The organism is Emergencia sp. JLR.KK010, from assembly GCF_037018265.1.
In the GTDB taxonomy this organism is placed as follows: domain Bacteria; phylum Bacillota; class Clostridia; order Peptostreptococcales; family Anaerovoracaceae; genus Senimuribacter; species Senimuribacter intestinalis.
The window spans coordinates 633,825-654,080 of sequence record NZ_CP143550.1 but is presented as its reverse complement, the minus strand read 5'-3'; the positions used below and the strand labels follow the sequence as shown (position 1 = coordinate 654,080).

The window sequence follows — 20,256 nt, the reverse complement described above, 5'->3', positions numbered from 1 at the left end:
CAGCATTCTATCCTCTTCTCCGTTAAAGCAAAAGCTACCTCACCTTTCGGTTTCAGTAGCTTTCATAATCTCTTTTACTTTTGATTTCAGAACTAGCTTTTCAGTCCCATTTTCCTCGCCAACCAGGCACAGCTGCGGAAAGATCACGCACCACCAGTTCTGACCGTCGCCTCTGCCAAGAGTTACCTTCAGTGCTTCATAATTTCCTGCCGGCAAAGTCAAATCCTCATAGCTTTTTTCTGGAATAAAAGTTACTTTTAAGTTTGCGCGTGCAGGGTAATCAAACCCATTTGCTGCAATAACCTCCTCAGCAATCTCTTCAATGGTATCCAGATTTGCATTCAGATACGCTCTGGCGCCATCAAGAGTCTCCTGACCGTCCATAAACTTCAGGATCTCATTTCTTACTTTTAGCTTCAGCGCCTGATCCGCTTTTGAATCGCTATTGGCTACCACGTGAAGGCGAATCATCCCCGGGTGTTCATTGGGCGTATGATTTATGTAGTAAATCCCCACCCCAGTACAGATTAAAAGCAGCGCCAGCAAAAGCAAAATCTCCTGCTGCAGTCGTGTCAACCTTAAATTCAGTATTGATTTCATTCTTTCCATCCTATTTACCTCCGTTCTATCTTCGAGTATGGACAGAAATCTGAAATCTAAACATTTATTTGATAATTAACAGCCTTTTTCCTTCTGTCGGCTCTTCTTCCAGCTGATTTGCGTCTCTGATATGAGCCTGCGTAGTTTTGTAACGTTTTGCTAAATCCCACAGAGTTTCATCTTTTTTTAATGTTACAATGACCATCGGATATTGCTTTTCTGTTGACTTCTCCATAAAACATGGCTGATTGAGAAGTGCCATTTCATCATCGTCATAGAGGGCTGCGCAAAGAGAAACAGTACAATTGATTTCAATCTGCTTTTCATTAATCAGTTCCACCCATGCGCTTTTTACCACCGGTCTGCAGCTGGCTTTTTGCGTAACCTGCGCTTTTTCCATATCCATTGTACCGCGAAAGTCTGCGATAACTTTCGTACTGCGGTAATCTCCGTCCTGATCTTTCCATAGCGCACAGCAGGCGATACTTCCTGTCGCTATAATTCTGCCCCGTTCCAGACTGCAGCTGCACTCCTGCACAGTGCCGGTGCAGTATACTGTCTCCGCAGCTTTTATTCCTTCTGGCAGGCTGATAATCTCCCGGACTTCTGTTTCCGCCATCGCTTCTCCGGCAAGATTAGACACCTGCTCCTTAGCCTTTTGAAACTGGAAATTTTTATCCAAATGATAGGCATCTACAATGATATCCTTTTGCCGCATTTCATAAAGTTCTACTCGTGTCTGTACATCTCCCTTGATTCTAAACTGTGCCTCATCTTCTCCCTCTTCTCCACGGTCAATGGAAACAGTCAGGTTCTTACCTGAAAAAGAAGTCTTTACCGCAGTCCAGTTCTTTCCTCTTTGCTCTTTATCAATTGCCACAAACTGTGTGAATTCAATTCGCTGATTATGCTGACAAATCACAGAACCGCTGCCCTCTTCTTCGCTTTGCGCGCAGTACAACAGACTGCAGAAAATAAATCCATTGATAACAACTTTCTCTGTCGTTACCTGGCGGTAGTTTTCCGTAATAGCAAAGTCCTGCTTTAAGATATATTCTGGACGCAGTGAACTGTCTTTTCCCTTAAAGGTTTCATCAATGGTGACTTCATCTTTCTTTGTCAGTTCCAGACAGGTCATGGAAACCTGAGTCCGTTTTGTTTCCAGCGATTCATCCTTCAGCCCGTCAAAAAACTGAAACTCTCTCTGACAAAACAGCTGCCCAGTAAATTCCAGCGTAATTTTTACACGAAACTTTCTCTCGTTGACAATCATGTAATCCAGATTTTTTACCTGACATCCAAACACACCTTCTGCCTGCGCCATCGGGTTCAGGCTCCACTGGTATTTGTACGGTACTTTTGAGGTAATAGAAATGGGTTCTTTTTCCTCTGACTCTGCAGCATATATGGTCTGAATTGTAAGCGTTCCTGTAATATTCAGAAGGTCATCGGTCTTGGGAGATACTTTTTTCTCAGTAGGCATAATGTCACATCCTGCGTCCATCAAAAGTATTTCCCGCATATCCGGTTTCGTATCCGGCACTAAAATGTCCTCTTCAAACTCATAAGTAACCGTTTGCTCCTCCGCCGGATAGGTAATTTTCTGTGTATGATAGATGGCTTCTGCCGGAACGGTTTTCGGCGCTTTTGCCGGCTGCAGGGCGTATTCCGGTATATCCTTTTCGTAAGTCATAGTTCTTCTCCCTTCAAAATGATTCCTGCTAAAACTCTATGCTGACCGGAAGAAAAAAAGAACTGCCCGATTAGAAGAATTACTCCAGCGAAAAAGAGCCGGATTACTCCGACTCTTCTGGTCTCTCAAGTATAAAGGGTCTGAGAGCCGTCATTATTTGAATTCCTCTTCGCCCTCGCGAATAACGAATTCTTTCAGTTTCTTTACGTGAACATCGGCAACGTTTCTGGCTTCTTCTACATTATGGCTGGAAATTGCGTCGATAATGCGCTGGTGTTCTACCGGCATAAATTCATATCTGGAAAAATCATCATAGTAAAGATATCTGAAACGCAGCGCCAATTCCTGCACCGTTCCGCTAATCTGCAGCAGAGTTTTGTTTCCGCTACAGGCTACAATGTATCTATGAAACTGTTCATCATAGCTAATCATCTTTTCGGTTTCGCTGTTCTTAACCGCTTCTCTGTATTTCTTAGAAATCTCTGTCAGCTCCTGAATCTGTTCGTCAGTCATCCGCTCTGCCGCCAGCGCCGCAGCTAATCCTTCCAAATCCTCACGAACTTCCAGTGTGTCTACCATATCCCTTAGGGAAATATCCGAGGCATAGGCTCCCTTTCTGGGTTCAATCGTTACCAGCCCTTCCTTTTCCAGTTTCCGGATGGCTTCTCTTACCGGCGTTCTGCTGACACCCATTTCGTCAGCCAGCTCAACCTCCATCATCCGGGTTCCCGGTACAATTTTACCGCGCAAAATCTGCATTTTCAGCTGCTCATAAACGATTTCTCTTAATGGTCTATGGTTCTGTAAATCAAAATTTAACATATCTTTCTCCTACTTCACTTGATTGTCTTTGTCCAGTAAGCCTCATAACCCTCTTGCCGCAAATTCTCACACACCACCTTGGCATCCGCAATGGTTCTGCACATAGCAAACACGGTCGGCCCGCTGCCGCTCATCAGCGCCAATTCAACACGGGAATCTGCCTGCAATATATCCTTTAACTCCTGCACCTTGGGATAAGCCCGCAGTGTGTAGTTTTCCAAAACGTTGATACAGTTGGCATAAATCTGTCCGCAGTCTTTCTGCTTAAGAGCTGTCGTCAGTGCATCGTTATCGGGTCTTTTCTCAATCCTGCAGCCGTCAATGCCGCCATACACTTCCTTTGTTGAAACACCGATAGGTGGTTTTGCAATAACCAGGGCTTTCCGAATTCCTGGCAGCGGTACAATCTCTGTTCCGGTTCCCGTTGCCCTGCCGCAGGTTGCCGCCAAAGGACTTCTCCTAACTTTCTTCGGTATATCGAAGTTCATTGCCGCCTGCCCCATGACACAAAATGGCACATCCGAGCCCAGCGTTGCTCCAAGTTCACAAAGCCTTTCCAAAGAAAGCCCCAGCTTCCAAAGCTGGTTCAGACCATGTAAAACAGCAGCTCCATTTCCGCTGCCTCCTGCAAGCCCTGCAGCTACCGGAATTCGCTTAAAAATATGGACTTCCACTCTCCCGCCAGGCACCCGCCTGCCATAGACCTCCATCATCACCTGTACCGCTTTATATGCCAGATTTCTTTCGTCGGTGGGGATATAGTAGCGGTTAGTCGAAACACGAATGTCAAACTCTCCACGCCGCTTTTTCTTCATCGGCGCATACTTAACTACTACATCGTCGTGAAAAGAAAGCTGGTGCATAATCATGTCCACCTGATGCATACCGCTTTCCAAAACACCAGTAATATCAATGGACAGATTGATTTTTGCAAAAGAACGTATCTTTATTTCTCTCATATCTATTTCCAATGCGCAAAATGAGCGGAATTCCGCTCATTTCGTATTCGCAGTTATTTCTTTTTCTTCTTTTTGCTGTTGGCAGCTCTTCTCTTTGCAAGTCTCTCTTCTTCTGCAAGTCTTTCCTCTGCCAAAGCTTTCCTTCCGGTAACATAGCTACTGCCGCCTGCGGAAATCGGTCTAGGCCCTTTTACCTTATAGTTGCCGCTCTCTTCTTCGTAGTAGTCATCTTCGTCTTCGTCACTTGCGGCTCTCTTCGCTTTCTTTGCTGCCTTAGCTTCTCTCTTTGCTACCTCTTTCTCGTGAGCAGCGATAACTTCCTGTACGGATTTACCGGTCTTCTTTGCTTCCTTGTATGGGTTAAACGGTTCTTCTCTTCCGACCTCTTCTTCCTGTTTTGCCATCTGTCTCTTCGCCTGTCTGGACGTAAAGAAGAACATGCCCCCGAACATGATAACCATCATTATCATGTAAACTTTCGTGTTCTGACCCTGATTCAGTGTGGTGAAAGACACCGTCTGATCTGTTCCGAGCGCATTTCCATCGTTATCTGTTACATCTCCTGAAATATGCAAAGTGTATTTGGTATTGTCCTTCAGTCTCTGTCCGTTATCGTTCAGTTTTACTGTATCTGCCAATACCATAACTTCTTTGGAATCTTTTGGGTTATAAAAGATTCTGATTGGAATCTGTTTTCCCTCATCATCTGTAATGCTGAAAGCTTTTGCGTTAGCCTTTGCAGAGGCTTCATTACCCATCTCGTTATTAAAGTGCAGCTTCACACTCATATTCTCAATACTGGTGTTCTTCTGCCCGTCTTCCGGATACATGTCCACAATCTCCAGCTTCTGGGACTGTGCTCCGAAGCATACGGAAGCAGTCATCATTATCGTCAATGCTGCAAGGCATACAATTGCGCCTATTCTTTTCATGTTTGTTCCTCCGATTTGTTCTTTTTCTTTCTATGTCTAAGCTGGCTGAAAAACTGTCGCAAAAGCTGTGCGCACTGGTCTTCCATAATGCCTGTTTCTACATGAATTCTGTGATTCAGCCGCGTTTCTGCCGGTACATTGAAAACCGAACCGCAAGCTCCCGCCTTTGGATCCATGGTACCGATGTACAGATTCTCTATACGCGCCCAAATCATGGCGCCCGCACACATAGTACAAGGCTCAGCTGTAACGTAAAGGCTGCAGCCAAGAAGCCTCCAGCCGCCCAGCGCCTCTGCCGCCCGGCGAATTGCAATCATCTCCGCATGGGCTGTAGGATCCTTGCTGGTTTCCGTTAAATTGTGACCTCTTGCAATAACCTGCTCATCTTTTACAATGACCGCCCCGATGGGCACTTCCCCCAGCTCAAAGGCTTTCTGCGCCTCCTTTAGGGCCTCTCTCATAAACTTATTCATATACCTTTCAATGTTACCACAATTCCATACAGTATTCAACAGTTTTTTGTATTGATTTGCGTGCATGTATGAATGTATATTAAAAAGCGCCTCTGCCAAACAGGTTATATCGGCAAAAAGCGCATTCCTTTTTCAAAATCACAGCGGCAAAACCTCGCCGCTCTCTTTATCAATACCTCCAATCCAGTATCCGAAGATTTCCTCCTGCAGCTTTCCTGTCAGTTCTGATAAGTCGCTAAAGTACTTTTCGCCGCCGCGAATAGGCTGCCACAACAGAAAACATCCCTGCTCTCTGCAAGGCTGCTCTTTTTGCAAGAATCTGCCCGGCACGCCAACAAACCAGCGGTCTTCATATTTTCCAATTGTATAGTGTCCATAGCGCTCAATGCAGTCGCTGCAGGCAGCAAGCGACTGAGGCAGCTGGTCAATTTTACTGATTCTGCACCACCTTGCGCCTGTTTCATCTCTCTGTCTGTCGAAGATTTCCACAGCATCCTCTTCACAAAAACAAGAAAAAATACTTTCCCAGCCTTGTTCGCTCCCATCACAATCCTCTATAGGTGCTTCTGTGCTCACATCTGCTGCCGGCTGATAAAATGGCATAGTTCCGCTGAAAATCGTCTCTGTGGAGCCGTCCTCTTTAGATAGGGTTACAAGAAGGCAATGGGTGTAGCACTCAATGGAGGGTCCCGTAAACTTCTTAAAAAGGCTTCCCTCTCCCGCAGAATTTACATGAAATACCCCAAAGTCTTTATGGATCAGCTCGCCCTCATCTACACCGATCAGAAGCAAATGATATTCCTTATTGTACTCTCGCATGAGCACATCCGACGGAAGCAGGTTAGAAACCGCAAAATAAACAGACCGCTTGTTTTTGTAAGTTTCTACGATGCAGTTAGCAGCATCCATCCCTCTTTTCCATAATCTAAAACCCCTATGTGCCCGTCTTACTTCTATGATAAATTTTCTGTAATCTGACATAGCATTACTCCCCTGCTTCTACTTTCTTACCACTAAATATATGCGGAAGGTTTCTCTTCATACCTAACCCAACGCAAAATATACGAAAACGGAAAAGGGCCGCATAAATATGCAAGCCCAGTTCAAGTTTCCTATTTTCTTTTTACACTATTTCCACATGAAATATCCAATACTGATTAGAAGCAGCGACCAAGGAACTGGCAGAAATACTTTCTCTGTCTCCAACTACGGTTTCACTTCATCTGAAACAGCTGAAAGAAGGTGGTTTTGTCACAACACAAAAGGTTAGGAAATACGTTTACTACCAACTGCGAAAAGACAAATTCTATGGGATAGAGCAACGGCTTTTACGATATCTTAATTACTGAGTTTCCACGGTAACCAAAAAAACAAAGAACCTTGTCCGTAGGGACAAGGCATGGTATAATCAAATAGTCAAGAGGACGAACTAAGAAAGCGGTTGACCTTCCGTTGCTGCTACATATACGGTGAAAAATCCGAATTGTACAAATGGGAGGTGATACTATTTCATCCTATGAAATTCTAGTAATCATCTTAATGGTAATTACATTGATAGAAATGATTCGAGGAAATAAAAAATAACCGCCGATAGTTTCGCAGACTCAAGCGGTTATCTTTTAACCCCGGTCAACCGTTTTCAACGGTTTCCTCTTGACATCAATATACCACGAAACAAGAGATTATGCAATAGGCAAATTTACGCTCCCACGGTGAGCACAAAAAACAAGATAAAATTTTCACGGGGAAAAGGATATTATGTCAACAGGTTCAGGACTTATTATAGATATTATCGCACTGGGAATTATCGTACTCTCAACAGCGCTTGGCGCCCGCAAGGGTTTTGCACTGACCGTGGTCAGCTTTATGCAGTGGTTTGTATGCGTGATTCTCGGATTTATTCTGTGCGGCACAGCAAAAAACTTTCTCATGGATTACACAGAGCTGGATGATATCATTCACAACGGTATTCTTTCCCATATCCAAACTACGGTCAATGAAAGCAGCGCTTACCTGGCGCTGCCGGATTTATTCCATGACTGGATTGATGACGGTACTGCGGCTCTTGCAGAGGATACCGCCGCATCTATCACTTCATCGCTGATGACGGTCATCGGCTTCCTCTCTGTGGTATTCCTCATCAAGCTAATCTGCTTTGGGCTGGTACGGCTTTTGTCCCGCAGATACAACGAAGGAATCACTGGATTTCTTGATGGATTTCTCGGCTTTCTCTTCGGTATCGCAAGAGGACTGATTCTGCTGCTTCTAGGTTTTGCAGTACTAGTGCCGGTGCTGAGTCTGATAGTCCCCGACCTTTCAGAGACCATCACAAAAGCCATGGAAAATTCCTATGCAGCGAGCATACTCTACGACGATAATATGCTGCTGATTTTAGTGCGAGATTTTTTCTCTTAGCCCATTGACAGTATTCTGATTCTATGCTAATATATTGAAGATTTGAGCAAAAATAAGGATTAATATTGAGAAAAGGAGCAAATACATGACGACTTTGTTAAAAAATGGTATGGTTTTGACACCCCTCGGGTTTGAGAAAAAAGACGTTTTTGTTTCCAATGGAAAAGTTTTTGTCAGCTCCACAGATACTTTCGATACAGACCACGCAAGTAGTATCATTGACTGCACAGACCGTATTATCATTCCGGGTTTCACCGATGTACATGTACATTTACGCGAACCCGGATTTTTTTATAAGGAAACGATCGCAAGCGGTACGGCGGCGGCAGCAAAAGGCGGCTATACCTGTGTCTGCCCAATGCCGAACCTAAAGCCGGTTCCCTCTGATATGGAGTCTCTGCAGACGCAGCTTTCTATTATCGAAAAAGACGCAAAAGTGAAAACCATTCCTTACGGAACCATTACCCAGAATCAGGACGGGCGCAGCGCTCTTTCTGATATGGAAGCCATGGCGCCTTATGTCTGCGCTTTTTCCGATGACGGCAAAGGCGTGCAGACCAGTGATTTGATGGAAGAAGCCATGGAAAAAGCCAAAGAGCTGGGCAAGCTGATTGTCGCCCACTGCGAAGACGAAAGCCTGCTCCACGGCGGCTACATTCACGACGGCGAATATGCCAAGGCTCACAATCACAAGGGGATCTGCTCCGAAAGCGAATGGGGTCAAGTGAAACGCGACGTGCAGCTGGCAGAAAAGACCGGCGCATCTTATCACGTCTGCCATATTTCCACAAAGGAAACCGTTGACATCATCAGGCAGGCAAAGGCCCGCGGCGTGGATGTGACCTGTGAAACAGGTCCCCACTATCTGGTCCTTTGTGACGCAGACTTACAGGAGGATGGACGCTTCAAGATGAATCCGCCTCTGCGCGCTGCGGCCGATCGGGACGCTCTGATTGAAGGCCTTTGCGACGGTACGATTGACATGATTGCCACCGACCATGCACCCCACAGCGAAGAAGAAAAATCTAAGGGACTGGCAGGCAGCGCCTTCGGTATCGTAGGTCTTGAAACCAGCTTTCCGATTTTATATACACATCTGGTAAAGAAAGGCATCATTTCCCTGGAAAAACTCATCGAAGTGATGAGCATAAATCCAAGAAGACGCTTCGGCTTTGAAGGCGGAGTAATCGAAGACGGCGCACCTGCCGACCTTACCGTAATAGATTTAAACAGACACTTTTCCATCGATCCGAGCGACTTCGTCAGCATGGGCAAAGCAACCCCGTTTACGGACTGGAAGGTCTATGGAAAAGTAGTGATGACCCTGGTGGAAGGAGAAATCGTATATGATGAGACAAACGCTTAAAGTAAGCAGTATCAGCCAAATTCAAAACGACATTTATGTTATGACCTTAACCGGTGACTGCAGTAAAATCACTATGCCGGGGCAATTTCTCAATATCAAGCTGGACGGCTTTTATCTTCGGAGACCAATTTCTATCTGCTGCTGGGATAAAACTTCTGTCACCATCATTTTCAAGGTGGTCGGTCAGGGAACCAAAGCTTTGGCCCAGTCTGCAGCAGGTGACGAATTTGACGTGCTGCTGCCTCTTGGCAACGGATTTGACACTTCCTACTGCAAACAACAACCCCTTCTGGTGGGCGGTGGTATCGGCGTGCCGCCTCTTTACGGACTTGCCGCAAGCCTGGCAAAACAAGGTGTTACCCCAAAGGTTGTGATTGGTTTCAACACAGAGAGCGATATCATCCTGACAGAAGAGTTCCGCAAACTGGGAATCGAGCCTATCATCACCACAGCAGACGGCTCTTTCGGCATCAAAGGCTTTGTCACAGATGCCATGAAAAATCTGGAGTTTGATTATGTATATACCTGCGGTCCTGAGCCGATGTTAAAGGCGGTTTACGACCAGGCGCCAGACGGACAATTCAGCTTTGAAGCGAGAATGGCTTGCGGATTCGGTGCCTGCATGGGCTGTACCTGCGAAACAAAGTACGGCTACAAGCGCATTTGCAAAGACGGACCGATTTTATATAAGGAGGAAATCAAATGGTAGACTTAAAAGTAACCTTAAGCGGTATCACCCTTGATAATCCTGTCATTCCTGCCAGCGGTACCTTCGGCTACGGCAAGGAGTTTGCGGAGCTTTACGACCTTGATATCCTTGGCTCTATTTCCTTTAAAGGCACCACCAAAGACGCCCGCCTCGGCAATCCCCTGCCCCGCATTGCGGAGTGTCCTTCCGGTCTGATCAACTCAGTTGGTCTGCAAAATCCGGGACTTGATGCGGTGTGCGAAAAGGAATTGCCGGAGCTTGCCAAACTCTATCACAAACCCCTAATCGCCAACATCAGCGGATTTTCTCTGGACGAATATGTAGCATGTGCTAAAGCCATGGACAAACAGCCGCAGGTTGGCATCATCGAAGTCAACGTCAGCTGCCCTAATGTCCACAACGGCGGCATGGCATACGGAGTTTTGCCTGAAAGCGCTGCGGAAGTAACCCGAGCTGTGAAAGCTGTCACAACCAAACCGGTCTACATTAAATTGAGTCCAAATGTAACCGACATCGTATCCATCGCAAAGGCGTGCGAAGACGCAGGAGCAGACGGCATCAGCCTGATCAACACGCTGCTTGGCATGCGTATCGATATCAATAGAAGAAAACCTGTTATCGCCAACAAAATGGGCGGTTTTTCCGGTCCGGCAATCTTTCCGGTTGCAGTTCGCATGGTTTATCAGGTTGCAAATGCAGTCAATATTCCGGTCATCGGCATGGGCGGCGTAAGCTCTGCCCGTGATGTCATCGAAATGATGATGGCTGGAGCGACGGCAGTTCAGGTCGGCGCGGCAAACCTTGTCAATCCGTTTGCCTGCAAAGAAATCATCGAAGAGCTGCCTTCTGTCTGCGAAGAACTGGGCATTGAAAAGCTGGCAGATATTATAGGCTGTGTCAAATAAGACGAATATAGAATTTTAACTTATATCGCAAATAACTTGAATTTAAGTATAACAAAAACGCGAAAAGTTAACCGAAATCAAGATTTTCTCAAAAAAATGTATAAAATTCAGCTGAAACGGGACTAAAACAGACGAGAATTTATACATAAAATCAACTTTTTTCAGATTTCGGTTAAGATAGGAGGAATATTATGGGTAAAGATGTAATCATCGCTTGCGATTTTCCGTCAAAGGAAGATACGCTGTCATTTTTAGACAAGTTCACAGGCAGAAAGCCTTATGTAAAGATCGGCATGGAACTTTTCTACAGCGAAGGGCCTGCCATCGTAAAGGAAATCAAGGATAGAGGGCATCAGATTTTTCTGGATCTGAAGCTGCACGACATTCCAAATACTGTGGAGAAAGCTATGGCAGCTTTATCCAAGCTGGATGTAGACATGTGTAACCTGCACGCTGCCGGTACCAAAGACATGATGGAAGCTGCGCTCCGTGGCTTAACCAGAGAAGACGGCAGTCGCCCGCTGCTCATCGCAGTGACGCAGCTGACTTCCACCAGTCAGGAAAGAATGCAAAAGGAGCTGCTCATCGATGCGCCCCTTGACGAAGTGGTAACCAAATATGCACAAAACGCAAAAGAAGCTGGTCTTGACGGCGTTGTCTGCTCCCCTTTGGAATCCGGCAAAATTCATCAGGCTTGCAGGGAATCTTTTCTCACCGTAACCCCGGGCGTGCGCTTTGCCGATGGTGATAAAGGCGATCAGGTCAGAGTCACCACACCGGAAAAGGCAAAGGAACTGGGAAGCGACTATATCGTCGTAGGAAGACCCATTACCAAGGCAGATGATCCAGTAGCGGCTTACGAACGCGTATGCAGAGAATTTATAGGCTAATACATTTTTTATATATAGATTGGAGGAACTTTTTATGAAAACAGATATCGCAAAAGGGCTTCTGTCCATCGAGGCAGTTTTCCTAAGACCAGAAGAACCTTTCACCTGGGCAAGCGGCATTAAGAGTCCGATTTACTGTGACAACAGACTGACCCTGACCGCACCAGAGGTAAGAATTAAGGTAGAAGAAGGACTGGTTGCCACCATCAAAGAGCACTTTTCCGAGTGCGAAGTTGTCATGGGCACCAGCACCGCAGGCATTGCCCACGCTGCAATCGTCGGTCACCTGATGAACATTCCTATGGGCTATGTCAGAGGTTCCGCCAAGGACCACGGAAGAACCAACCAGATTGAAGGAAAACTCCTTCCGGGTCAGAAAGTTGTTGTCGTGGAAGATCTGGTCTCCACAGGCGGCTCTGCAATAGATACTGTAGAAGTCCTTCGTGCTGCAGGCGCTGATGTTCTGGGTATTGCCAGCATTTTCACCTACGGCATGAAAAAGGGTCTGGACAGATTTGCGGAGCACAACGTAAAAAACGTAAGCTTATGTGACCTTGACGCTTTGGTAGAAGTCGCTGCTGACACAGGCTATATCAAGGCTTCTGATAAAGAGAGAATCTTAAAGTTTAGAGACAATCCTTCTGATGAAGGTTGGATGAAGGGAGACAAATAAATGAACAAAATTAAAAATCTTATCAACATTACCGACTTCACCATCGAAGAAATCGATGAGCTAATTCGTGTGGCTGATGACATTGTGGAAAACCATGCTGCATACGAAGACATCTGCGCACACAAGAAACTGGCGACCTTGTTCTTTGAACCGAGCACCAGAACCAGGCTCAGCTTTGAAGCTGCAATGCTTGAACTGGGCGGCAGCGTGCTAGGATTCTCTGAAGCAAGCTCCAGCTCCGCAGCAAAGGGCGAAAGCGTAAGCGACACTATCAGAACTGTCGGCTGCTATGCAGACATCATCGCAATGCGCCATCCAAAAGAAGGTGCGCCGATTGTAGCTGCACAGAGAACTACCGTACCTATCATCAACGGCGGCGACGGTGGTCACTTCCATCCGACCCAGACCCTGACCGACCTTTTGACCATCAAGAGAAAAAAAGGCAGACTGGGCAACATGACGGTAGGTCTTTGCGGCGACTTAAAATTCGGAAGAACCGTACACTCCCTCATCGAAGCAATGCTGAGATACGAAAACGTCAGCTTCGTTCTCATCTCCCCGCAGGAACTGCAGGTACCTGACTACGTGAAGGAATCCATGGACAAAGCCGGCGCAAAATGGAAAGAAGTTGAAAGACTGGAAGACGCTATGGAAGAGCTAGACATTCTGTACATGACCCGTGTACAGAGAGAACGTTTCTTCAACGAAGAAGACTATATCAGATTGAAGGACAGCTACATTCTGGATTTAGAAAAACTGCAGGCTGCAAAAGAAGATTTGACCATCATGCACCCACTGCCAAGGGTCAATGAAATCTCTGTAGAAGTGGATGACGACCCGAGAGCCGCTTACTTCTTCCAGGCACTGTGCGGCAAGCACATTAGAATGGCTCTGATTCTTTACTTACTGGGAATTAAGAGAGAAGCATAATTAAAGCAATAAAGAAAGAGAGGAATTACTTATGAATATAGATGGCGTAAGCACTGGTATCGTACTGGACCATATCAAAGCAGGAAAGAGCATGCAGATTTACGAGCTGCTCAGACTGGACAAAATTAATAACTGTGTTGCAATCATTCAGAATGCAGACAGCTCCAAATACGGCAAAAAGGACATCATCAAAATCGACCAGCTAATCGATCTGGATTTTGATGTTCTGGGTTATGTTGACGACAACATCACCGTCAACATCGTAAAAGACGGTAAACTGTTCGAGAAGAAACATCTGGAACTGCCGGAAACTCTGACCGATGTAATCAAGTGTAAAAACCCTAGATGTATCACTTCCATTGAGCAGGAAATCGTACATAAATTTAAACTGGTCGACAAAGAAAAGCAGGTTTACAGATGCGTATACTGCGATGCAGAAAGTAAATAACCAAAAATTATAGATTGAGTAGGAGAAAATTTCTCTAATTGAGAAATTTCCGGCCTTTCACACCACCGTGCGTACCATTCGGTACACGTCGGTTCAACCAACTTAACGTGTAACACACCTTGCGGTGTAATAGTCCAGCATAGAGATTAGCCCATATTCGGCTAATCTCTTGTTGCTTATTGCCTTTTGTATCTAGCTGTTATGGCACCCTCAGGTTTTGGTATCTCCACCCTGCGGACTGGCGGCGGTTTATATTTTCTTGTCCGTCGGACCAAGGGTTTGCCTACAGCTTCCTTCAGATTCCATCTCACGATGGACACCCTTGCTGTTCAGCTATACACTTCCTCGTTGCCTAGGCGTGTTCGGGTCTTTCACCCGTTAGAGCGCGCCCATGGCGCGCAAACCAAAACAGCAGCCAAAAGAATTTCCCTGGCTGCTGTTTTTTCACCTAGCACATCCTATTTTAAATCAAATGCAAAATGCTGCATAAAGCGGCACCGTCTTTTTTCCATCCTCAAAGCCAAAATTCTTCGCAGAAAGCTTGATTGCATAAGCCGGCTTATAAGTCTCCATGTAGACCTTTAAACTTTTCGCTTTCGTATTATCAGCAGACTTGACCTCAACAGGAATCAGCTTGCCATCACGCTGAATGACAAAGTCAATTTCTGCGCCTCTTTCGGACATCCAATAATACGTATTATATCCATTTATTGCAAGCTGTACATTGACATAATTTTCGGTCATGCCGCCTTTAAAGTCATTAATTTCTGATGTCATGTAGAGAATATCATCCGCGGTTAAATCTTTTTTCGCACAAAGCAGTCCCAAGTCCGACACATATATTTTGAACGAGTCAATGTCGCGATAATTCTCAAGGGGCTTTTTAATCTGCTCTACCTTGTAAATCCGTGACACGATACCTGACAGACAAAGCCACTCAATAGCATTTTCAAACTCTGAAGCGCGCCCGCCTTTTTTTACGAGCTTATACTGAAAACGAGTATTTTTCTTTGAAAGCTGCACAGTAATATTGTCATAGGCAAGCCTCGTTTTTTTTATTTCATTTAGATTGTTATATTTGCTCATGTCATTCAGATAACTTGCAAGAATTGTATCCTGTATATGACGAACAAGGACATAGTCCCTTGTGTTTGCAAACTGCATCACACATTCTGGCATACCACCTACAACCAGATACTGGCGATAGAGTTTCATCGCCGTATCATGAAATGCTGACGGCAGTGGCGTATCAGAAGCAAAGGACTTCTTAATTTGCTCTACAAGTGAATCCTCGCCCATAGCAAGCATAAATTCCTCCATATCCATCGGATACAAGGTTTTCATATCCACCTTGCCAACAGGAAAAGAAAAGCTGGCTCTATTGACCGCTACGCCCAGCAGACTACCTGCCACAATGATATGATAATCTGGTGCATCCTCGCAAAAGTACTTCAGTGAAGTCAACGCCCTTTCGCAAAGCTGCACCTCATCAAAAACAATCAGCGTTTTCTCTCTGATAATCGTCTGACCTGCAATATGAGATAATATCGGTATAAGATAATCAGGACTGATATTCTCTTCAAAAGTCTTATTCAACGCAGGATTCGTTTCAAAGTTAAAATACACCACATTCTCATAGTAAGTACGACCAAACTCTAAAATCGAATAGGTCTTACCAACCTGCCTTGCCCCCTGTAAAATAAGAGGTTTGCGGTGTTGGCTTTCCTTCCACTCCTCCAAAAATTTCGTAATCTTTCTATCCATAGAATAACCCTCCCTTAGAGTGTTACCTATAGCATATCAGATATTCATGTTCATTTCAACAATTTTTATCGAATGATTCGCGTTAAATTACACGAATATTTCATTGATTCCAACTCTATTTGATACGAACCTTCCATATTTTCTAAACCGTCCGCCGTGCAAACAGGATAAAAGCACTTACCAAACTTGCAACACTTATGGCAATGGTTATCAAAATCACAGGCACAAAATCCGCCGGCTCTGCTGCGGAAGCAAGTAACGTCTGGGCATTGAACAAAAAGCCCGGCAGATATTCTTTAATTGCGGGGAGAAATCCTAGCAAATATACCGCAGCAAAACTGCAAACTACAGCGGCAAGGGCGGCTCCGCCGGTTTTGAAAATTGCCGACATAAGTAAAACCAATGTAATCAGCCATAATCCCAGCAAATAGTAGCACCCACCAGCAGCAAAAACGTACGCTGCACTATCGTCATTCCAGAAAAAGCGGTTATAACCCCATGTAATGGCAAAACTCATCCAATAGCCTGCGGTCCAAAGGATTCCCGTAACCAGCCCCTTTGCCGCAAGGATTTTCCAGCGCGCCAAACCTTTTGCCAGCATCATAGTTAGTGTTCCCTTTTCGTATTCGCTGGTCAATATACCAGAAAAAAGTAAGAGAAACACAATCATAGCCAGAGGGATATTTTTGCAAAACTGATTCCACGAAGTCAGTCCATTAACAGTAGTCGCCACTATATGAAAACCGCTGTCTGCCAAATCTCCCGCTAATGTCTCCATCAGCCACGGTGTCATTTTAGCGATTGCAGGATTCATGACGCCAAAGAGGACAAAGAGAATCATCAAAAACATCAGCTTTCCCGTCCGCGCTGCCCACAAAAATTCTTTCCATGTAAATGCTCGCAGTTCCATCATTTTCCCATCACCTCCATAAATAAATCTTCCAGCGCTGGCTCCTTCTGTTCTACTCGCTGAACTGCAAGACCGCTGTGCGATAAATCCTCTAAAATAGCGGGCATATCGTCCACTCCTTTATCATCAAAATGCAGTCTGCAGCTTCCTGTCCTTCTGACCTGCGGATATCGCTCCGCAAATAACGCAGCGTCTGCCGCAGTGTCAAATTCGACTTCTATCCCATTACTGCCACGCAGCTTTCTCATCTGCTCCATAGTTCCCCAGGCAGCAAGCTTTCCACCGTGAAGAAACGCAAATTCATCACAGATTCGCTCTACATCAGACAGGATGTGCGTCGAGAACAGAACCGTCGTCTGAGATTTCACCTCCGATAAAATGTCCAGAATTTCACGTCTGCCCGCCGGATCAAGGGCTGAAGTAGGCTCATCACAAATCAAAAGCTTCGGCTGTGTAAGCAGTGCCTGTGCAATACCAAGTCGTTGTTTCATTCCCCTAGAAAAGCCATGAATACGTTTATTCTTTCCCGCCAGCCCTACCATCACCAGCAGGTCTTTAACTCTATGTTCACATTCCGCCTTCGGTATTTTGGATATTTTTCCGCATAAGTTCAGATATTCCATTGGTGTTAAAAAATCATAAAACTCTGGTACATCAGGCAGATACCCTATGTTTCGATTGGTCCGGCTGCTGCCAAACAGGACTTTTTCCCCCTGCACACGAATTTCCCCACTATCAGGCTGCATCAGACCTAAAATAAGCTTCATGGTAGTGGTCTTCCCCGCACCGTTCTCTCCAATAAATCCGAAAATACTATTCTCTGGAACAGAAAAATTCAAATCATTCAACACACTGTTTGCGCCAAAGCGCTTTGAAACATTGCGAAGTTCCAGTACATTCATCAGTTATCCTCCTTCCCCAGTAAAAAATATAGCACCGGGCCAATAAACTGCATACCAGCAATGGCTACAATGATCCAAATCGCCCGGTTTCCCCTTTTATACCTGTCATGGGTCAATATATGCCACATGGTAAACGCCAGCAGCGCAATCTCCGCAATTGCCAGTGGAATGAGAAACGGTATTAATTCTCGCAAACTCATCTTTCCTGCCCTCCTATGGTCTCTAATAAACGCTTTATTGCTAAAAAACGCGGTTCTTTCTGTATAGGCGCAAACGCCGGATGCTGAAAAATCTGCGCAGCACTTTCCAAAATCACTTTCTTACTGCGCGGCGCTCCTCCGCCCTGCACCAGCGTCTCAAACCAATCCCCCATTTTATCAAAATAGCTGTCGCCGCAAAGCCGAAATCCGTTTTCTTCACAGCTTCCGATACATTTTACGTAGCGTTCCAAACGGTTCAAAGCCTCTTCATGCATGGAATAACACATATAAACAACGGCTGCCTGCATATGATATATGGCCTCGTTGGGATGCGTCATCTCCTTATTCCAGTCTTCCAAAAGGCTATCCACGCGCCTGATGGTTTCCATGCAAAAATTCCGGTCATCCTTCCTTAACGACATGCGCCAAACTGCATCAGACATCAATATGATTAGATGTATATACATGCTTACCTGCGCAAAGCTATCCGCCTGCTCATTTTCTCCTAGCATCTGATATGCCTGAATCAAAAGCCCGTCGCTCTGTACCGCTAAACGATATGGACTCAATGTTTCTTCCAAACACTCTACAACGTCCGCAGCTTTTCCCAACTGTAACAGTGCTGTAGCACGCATCATCTGCGCATCACCGCAAAGACCTACATCCCCACTCTGAGAACTGATATGATCAAAGAGGGCTATCGCATCTTCCAAAATCGTTTCCTGCTGCTTCCTGCTCTCCGCCAGCATAAAATGATTGATCCACAGCGAACCTATATAGAACAAAAAACGATAACAGCTGTAGTATTGCTTCACTAGCTTCCTGCTCCGACTCATGGTCTGTTCAAACCGTTCCCGTATCGCAAATTCCTCCGACAATTCCTCATAAATCCCCTGTATCTGTTCTTTACTCAACTGCGGCTCATATCCCACCAGTTGATCGATTGTTACATCAAAGAAAGCAGCAAGTTTAGGCAGCATCAATATATCCGGCAGCGACTGTTTCGTCTCCCACTTAGATATAGACGCCTTAGTTACGCCAAGAAAATCCGCCAGCTGTTCCTGGGTCATTCCCCGTTCCCTGCGCAAACAAGTGATGTTCTCTGAAAAACTCAAAATATTCATCCTTACACCTCCTACAGTTATTATATCCAGCCCGCTCACTCTGCTCAATAGAGATGCACGATATTTCGCGAAGATAAATCAACCGGCAGGAAACTTTTTCTCTGGAAAAGATACCATAACAGACAAAAAACAGGGCTGACCATCATCGGTTCACCCTGTTTTCTCTGTTCTATTAAATTTGATCTTATCTAATTGCTGTTTCCAGCGCAATTTCCATCATCGTAGTAAATGCGGTCTGCCTTTCGTCTGAGCTGCAGGATTCCCCTGTAACCATGTGATCGGATACGGTGCAGATGCACAGCGCATTTTTTCCGGCTTTTGCAGCCTGCATGTACAGCGCTGCCGCTTCCATCTCTACGCCCAACACGCCCATGCTTCTCCACTTGTCGTAATCTCTGGTGCTGTCATAGAATACATCTGATGAAAAAATCGTGCCAATATGCGGTTTAACGCCTAAATCAGCAGCCGCTTGCTCAGCCTTTTTCAAAAGATCATAGGAGCACACAGCAGGAAGCACCGCATTGATTTCATACTGAGCAGCCCAGTTGGAGTTGGTCATGCAAGCCATACCCATGATGATATCTTTGACTTTAACTTCCTCGCGAAGTCCGCCGGCAGTGCCGACTCTGATGATATTCTTTACATCATAAAAGTTGAACAGCTCATAAGAATAAATCCCGATAGCAGGCATTCCCATACCGGAAGCCATGACGGATACTTTCCTGCCCTTATATGTACCAGTGTATCCTTGTACACCTCTTACATTGTTGACAAGTTCAGCGCCTTCCAGAAAATTCTCCGCAATAAACTTAGAGCGCAGCGGATCGCCCGGCATAAGTACGGTTTCTGCAAAATCGCCCAGCTTCGCTGAAATATGTGGGGTAGGTATATTAGACATATCAATCATCTCCTTTTCATTTCTATTTCGTTTATTTTATTATATCAATATAGTTTCTCTTGCACCAGTATAATTTATAAAATATTTACAAGCCGCACGAAAGACTCTCCGTCTCATTATCATCTTCAATACCGAAGATTTTGCTTAGCGGTAATCACTTTTTTGACACTTTATATAAAAAATAAAGGTAAAGTGTCATTTTTAAAATTCGTGTTTTTGAAGAAATGACACTATTATTGGATTTTGACTAGCACAGTGTCAGAATTCAGCTAGAAATATTATGTAATAGAACAAATTACAAGTTCCCCTTTCTTGCATTTTTATAAATGAAAGGAAATTTTTCAGTTTTTTACATCATCTGAACCGGAGGTTTCACAGCGCCTAAGCGTATGATGCTGTCTGGCATTGGAGAAAATGACACTTTTATTTAAATTTAGGCGCCACTGTGTCAAATATCCAAAAACCAAAAACTGAGGACTGACACTTTCCACCCCAAAAACACTGATTGTGTCAAAACTTCCGTAACACGATAAAATTGAACTCTTCATGGCGCCAAAGCAACATATCTAAGCAAGTGGCTTTATATTTGGCTACATTACTTTCATTTCTAAAGATTTCCCTGGGAAATTTTTTATTTATTTTA

21 protein-coding genes and 1 pseudogene are annotated in these 20,256 nt (G+C 45.0%); 9 read left to right on the top strand and 13 right to left on the bottom strand.

The features are described from left to right. Positions 1-39: 39 nt before the first annotated feature. The 7 genes from V1225_RS03145 to V1225_RS03115 all read right to left on the bottom strand — a co-directional run bounded on the left by V1225_RS03145 (position 40) and on the right by V1225_RS03115 (position 6,460). Complete coding sequence (locus V1225_RS03145; protein WP_251630789.1) at positions 40-609, bottom strand: stage II sporulation protein R; 570 nt, start codon at positions 607-609, stop codon at positions 40-42. A gap of 55 nt (positions 610-664) precedes the next feature. Beyond that, on the bottom strand, positions 665-2,293 hold the full coding sequence (locus tag V1225_RS03140; RefSeq protein ID WP_161908612.1) for a LysM peptidoglycan-binding domain-containing protein: 1,629 nt from the start codon (positions 2,291-2,293) through the stop codon (positions 665-667). Between the two features lie 153 nt (positions 2,294-2,446). Then, positions 2,447-3,115, bottom strand: coding sequence for a GntR family transcriptional regulator (locus V1225_RS03135; RefSeq protein WP_338547559.1), 669 nt, complete (start codon positions 3,113-3,115; stop codon positions 2,447-2,449). A 14-nt stretch (positions 3,116-3,129) separates the two neighbouring features. Further along, the gene (gene ispE, locus V1225_RS03130; RefSeq protein ID WP_160201638.1) at positions 3,130-4,074 is read right to left on the bottom strand and encodes a 4-(cytidine 5'-diphospho)-2-C-methyl-D-erythritol kinase; all 945 of its coding nucleotides are present in this window, start codon (positions 4,072-4,074) and stop codon (positions 3,130-3,132) included. Between the two features lie 53 nt (positions 4,075-4,127). Continuing rightward, entirely contained in the window at positions 4,128-5,006 is an 879-nt protein-coding gene (locus V1225_RS03125; RefSeq protein ID WP_161908615.1) for an Ig-like domain-containing protein, read from the bottom strand. Continuing rightward, positions 5,003-5,479, bottom strand: coding sequence for a tRNA adenosine(34) deaminase TadA (tadA, locus tag V1225_RS03120; protein ID WP_201759546.1), 477 nt, complete (start codon positions 5,477-5,479; stop codon positions 5,003-5,005). Before tadA ends, V1225_RS03125 begins: the two co-directional genes overlap by 4 nt. Positions 5,480-5,617: 138 nt before the next feature. After that, entirely contained in the window at positions 5,618-6,460 is an 843-nt protein-coding gene (locus tag V1225_RS03115) for a hypothetical protein (RefSeq protein WP_251630782.1), read from the bottom strand. A 194-nt stretch (positions 6,461-6,654) separates the two neighbouring features. On the opposite strand from V1225_RS03115, the pseudogene V1225_RS14720 reads away from it, so the two are divergent. The 9 genes and pseudogenes from V1225_RS14720 to V1225_RS03075 form a co-directional block, all read left to right on the top strand. Further along, positions 6,655-6,828: pseudogene (locus V1225_RS14720) on the top strand (helix-turn-helix domain-containing protein); the annotation flags it as partial. A 409-nt stretch (positions 6,829-7,237) separates the two neighbouring features. Continuing rightward, entirely contained in the window at positions 7,238-7,894 is a 657-nt protein-coding gene (locus V1225_RS03110; protein ID WP_161908617.1) for a CvpA family protein, read from the top strand. Positions 7,895-7,979: 85 nt separating this feature from the next. Then, the gene (locus V1225_RS03105) at positions 7,980-9,260 is read left to right on the top strand and encodes a dihydroorotase (RefSeq protein ID WP_160201634.1); all 1,281 of its coding nucleotides are present in this window, start codon (positions 7,980-7,982) and stop codon (positions 9,258-9,260) included. Then, positions 9,241-9,969 carry a dihydroorotate dehydrogenase electron transfer subunit gene (locus tag V1225_RS03100; RefSeq protein WP_160201633.1) on the top strand — a complete coding sequence of 243 codons (729 nt, stop codon included), beginning with the start codon at positions 9,241-9,243 and terminating at the stop codon, positions 9,967-9,969. Before V1225_RS03105 ends, V1225_RS03100 begins: the two co-directional genes overlap by 20 nt. Next, positions 9,963-10,874: a dihydroorotate dehydrogenase gene (locus V1225_RS03095; RefSeq protein ID WP_161908619.1), complete on the top strand. Its 912-nt coding sequence runs from the start codon at positions 9,963-9,965 to the stop codon at positions 10,872-10,874. Before V1225_RS03100 ends, V1225_RS03095 begins: the two co-directional genes overlap by 7 nt. A 191-nt stretch (positions 10,875-11,065) precedes the next feature. Further along, positions 11,066-11,764, top strand: coding sequence for an orotidine-5'-phosphate decarboxylase (gene pyrF, locus V1225_RS03090; protein WP_160201631.1), 699 nt, complete (start codon positions 11,066-11,068; stop codon positions 11,762-11,764). A 34-nt stretch (positions 11,765-11,798) separates the two neighbouring features. Further along, entirely contained in the window at positions 11,799-12,437 is a 639-nt protein-coding gene (gene pyrE / locus V1225_RS03085) for an orotate phosphoribosyltransferase (protein ID WP_160201630.1), read from the top strand. Next, positions 12,438-13,367, top strand: coding sequence for an aspartate carbamoyltransferase (gene pyrB, locus V1225_RS03080; RefSeq protein WP_160201629.1), 930 nt, complete (start codon positions 12,438-12,440; stop codon positions 13,365-13,367). A gap of 31 nt (positions 13,368-13,398) precedes the next feature. Further along, positions 13,399-13,815: an aspartate carbamoyltransferase regulatory subunit gene (locus tag V1225_RS03075; RefSeq protein WP_160201628.1), complete on the top strand. Its 417-nt coding sequence runs from the start codon at positions 13,399-13,401 to the stop codon at positions 13,813-13,815. A 468-nt stretch (positions 13,816-14,283) separates the two neighbouring features. Here V1225_RS03075 and V1225_RS03070 read toward each other — a convergent pair whose 3' ends face one another. The 6 genes from V1225_RS03070 to deoD form a co-directional block, all read right to left on the bottom strand. Then, positions 14,284-15,579, bottom strand: coding sequence for an ATP-binding protein (locus tag V1225_RS03070; RefSeq protein ID WP_161908620.1), 1,296 nt, complete (start codon positions 15,577-15,579; stop codon positions 14,284-14,286). A 142-nt stretch (positions 15,580-15,721) separates the two neighbouring features. Next, positions 15,722-16,492 (bottom strand): ABC transporter permease, encoded by a 771-nt coding sequence (locus V1225_RS03065; RefSeq protein WP_251630774.1) that lies wholly within the window; start codon positions 16,490-16,492, stop codon positions 15,722-15,724. Further along, positions 16,489-17,391, bottom strand: a complete 903-nt coding sequence (locus V1225_RS03060) for an ABC transporter ATP-binding protein (protein WP_160201625.1) — start codon at positions 17,389-17,391, stop codon at positions 16,489-16,491. Before V1225_RS03060 ends, V1225_RS03065 begins: the two co-directional genes overlap by 4 nt. Then, complete coding sequence (locus tag V1225_RS03055) at positions 17,391-17,591, bottom strand: PLDc N-terminal domain-containing protein (RefSeq protein WP_338547558.1); 201 nt, start codon at positions 17,589-17,591, stop codon at positions 17,391-17,393. Before V1225_RS03055 ends, V1225_RS03060 begins: the two co-directional genes overlap by 1 nt. Continuing rightward, a complete protein-coding gene (locus V1225_RS03050; RefSeq protein WP_160201623.1) occupies positions 17,588-18,715 on the bottom strand; it encodes a helix-turn-helix transcriptional regulator in 1,128 nt (375 codons plus the stop codon). Before V1225_RS03050 ends, V1225_RS03055 begins: the two co-directional genes overlap by 4 nt. A gap of 184 nt (positions 18,716-18,899) precedes the next feature. Further along, entirely contained in the window at positions 18,900-19,613 is a 714-nt protein-coding gene (deoD, locus tag V1225_RS03045; RefSeq protein WP_160201622.1) for a purine-nucleoside phosphorylase, read from the bottom strand. Positions 19,614-20,256: the final 643 nt, after the last annotated feature.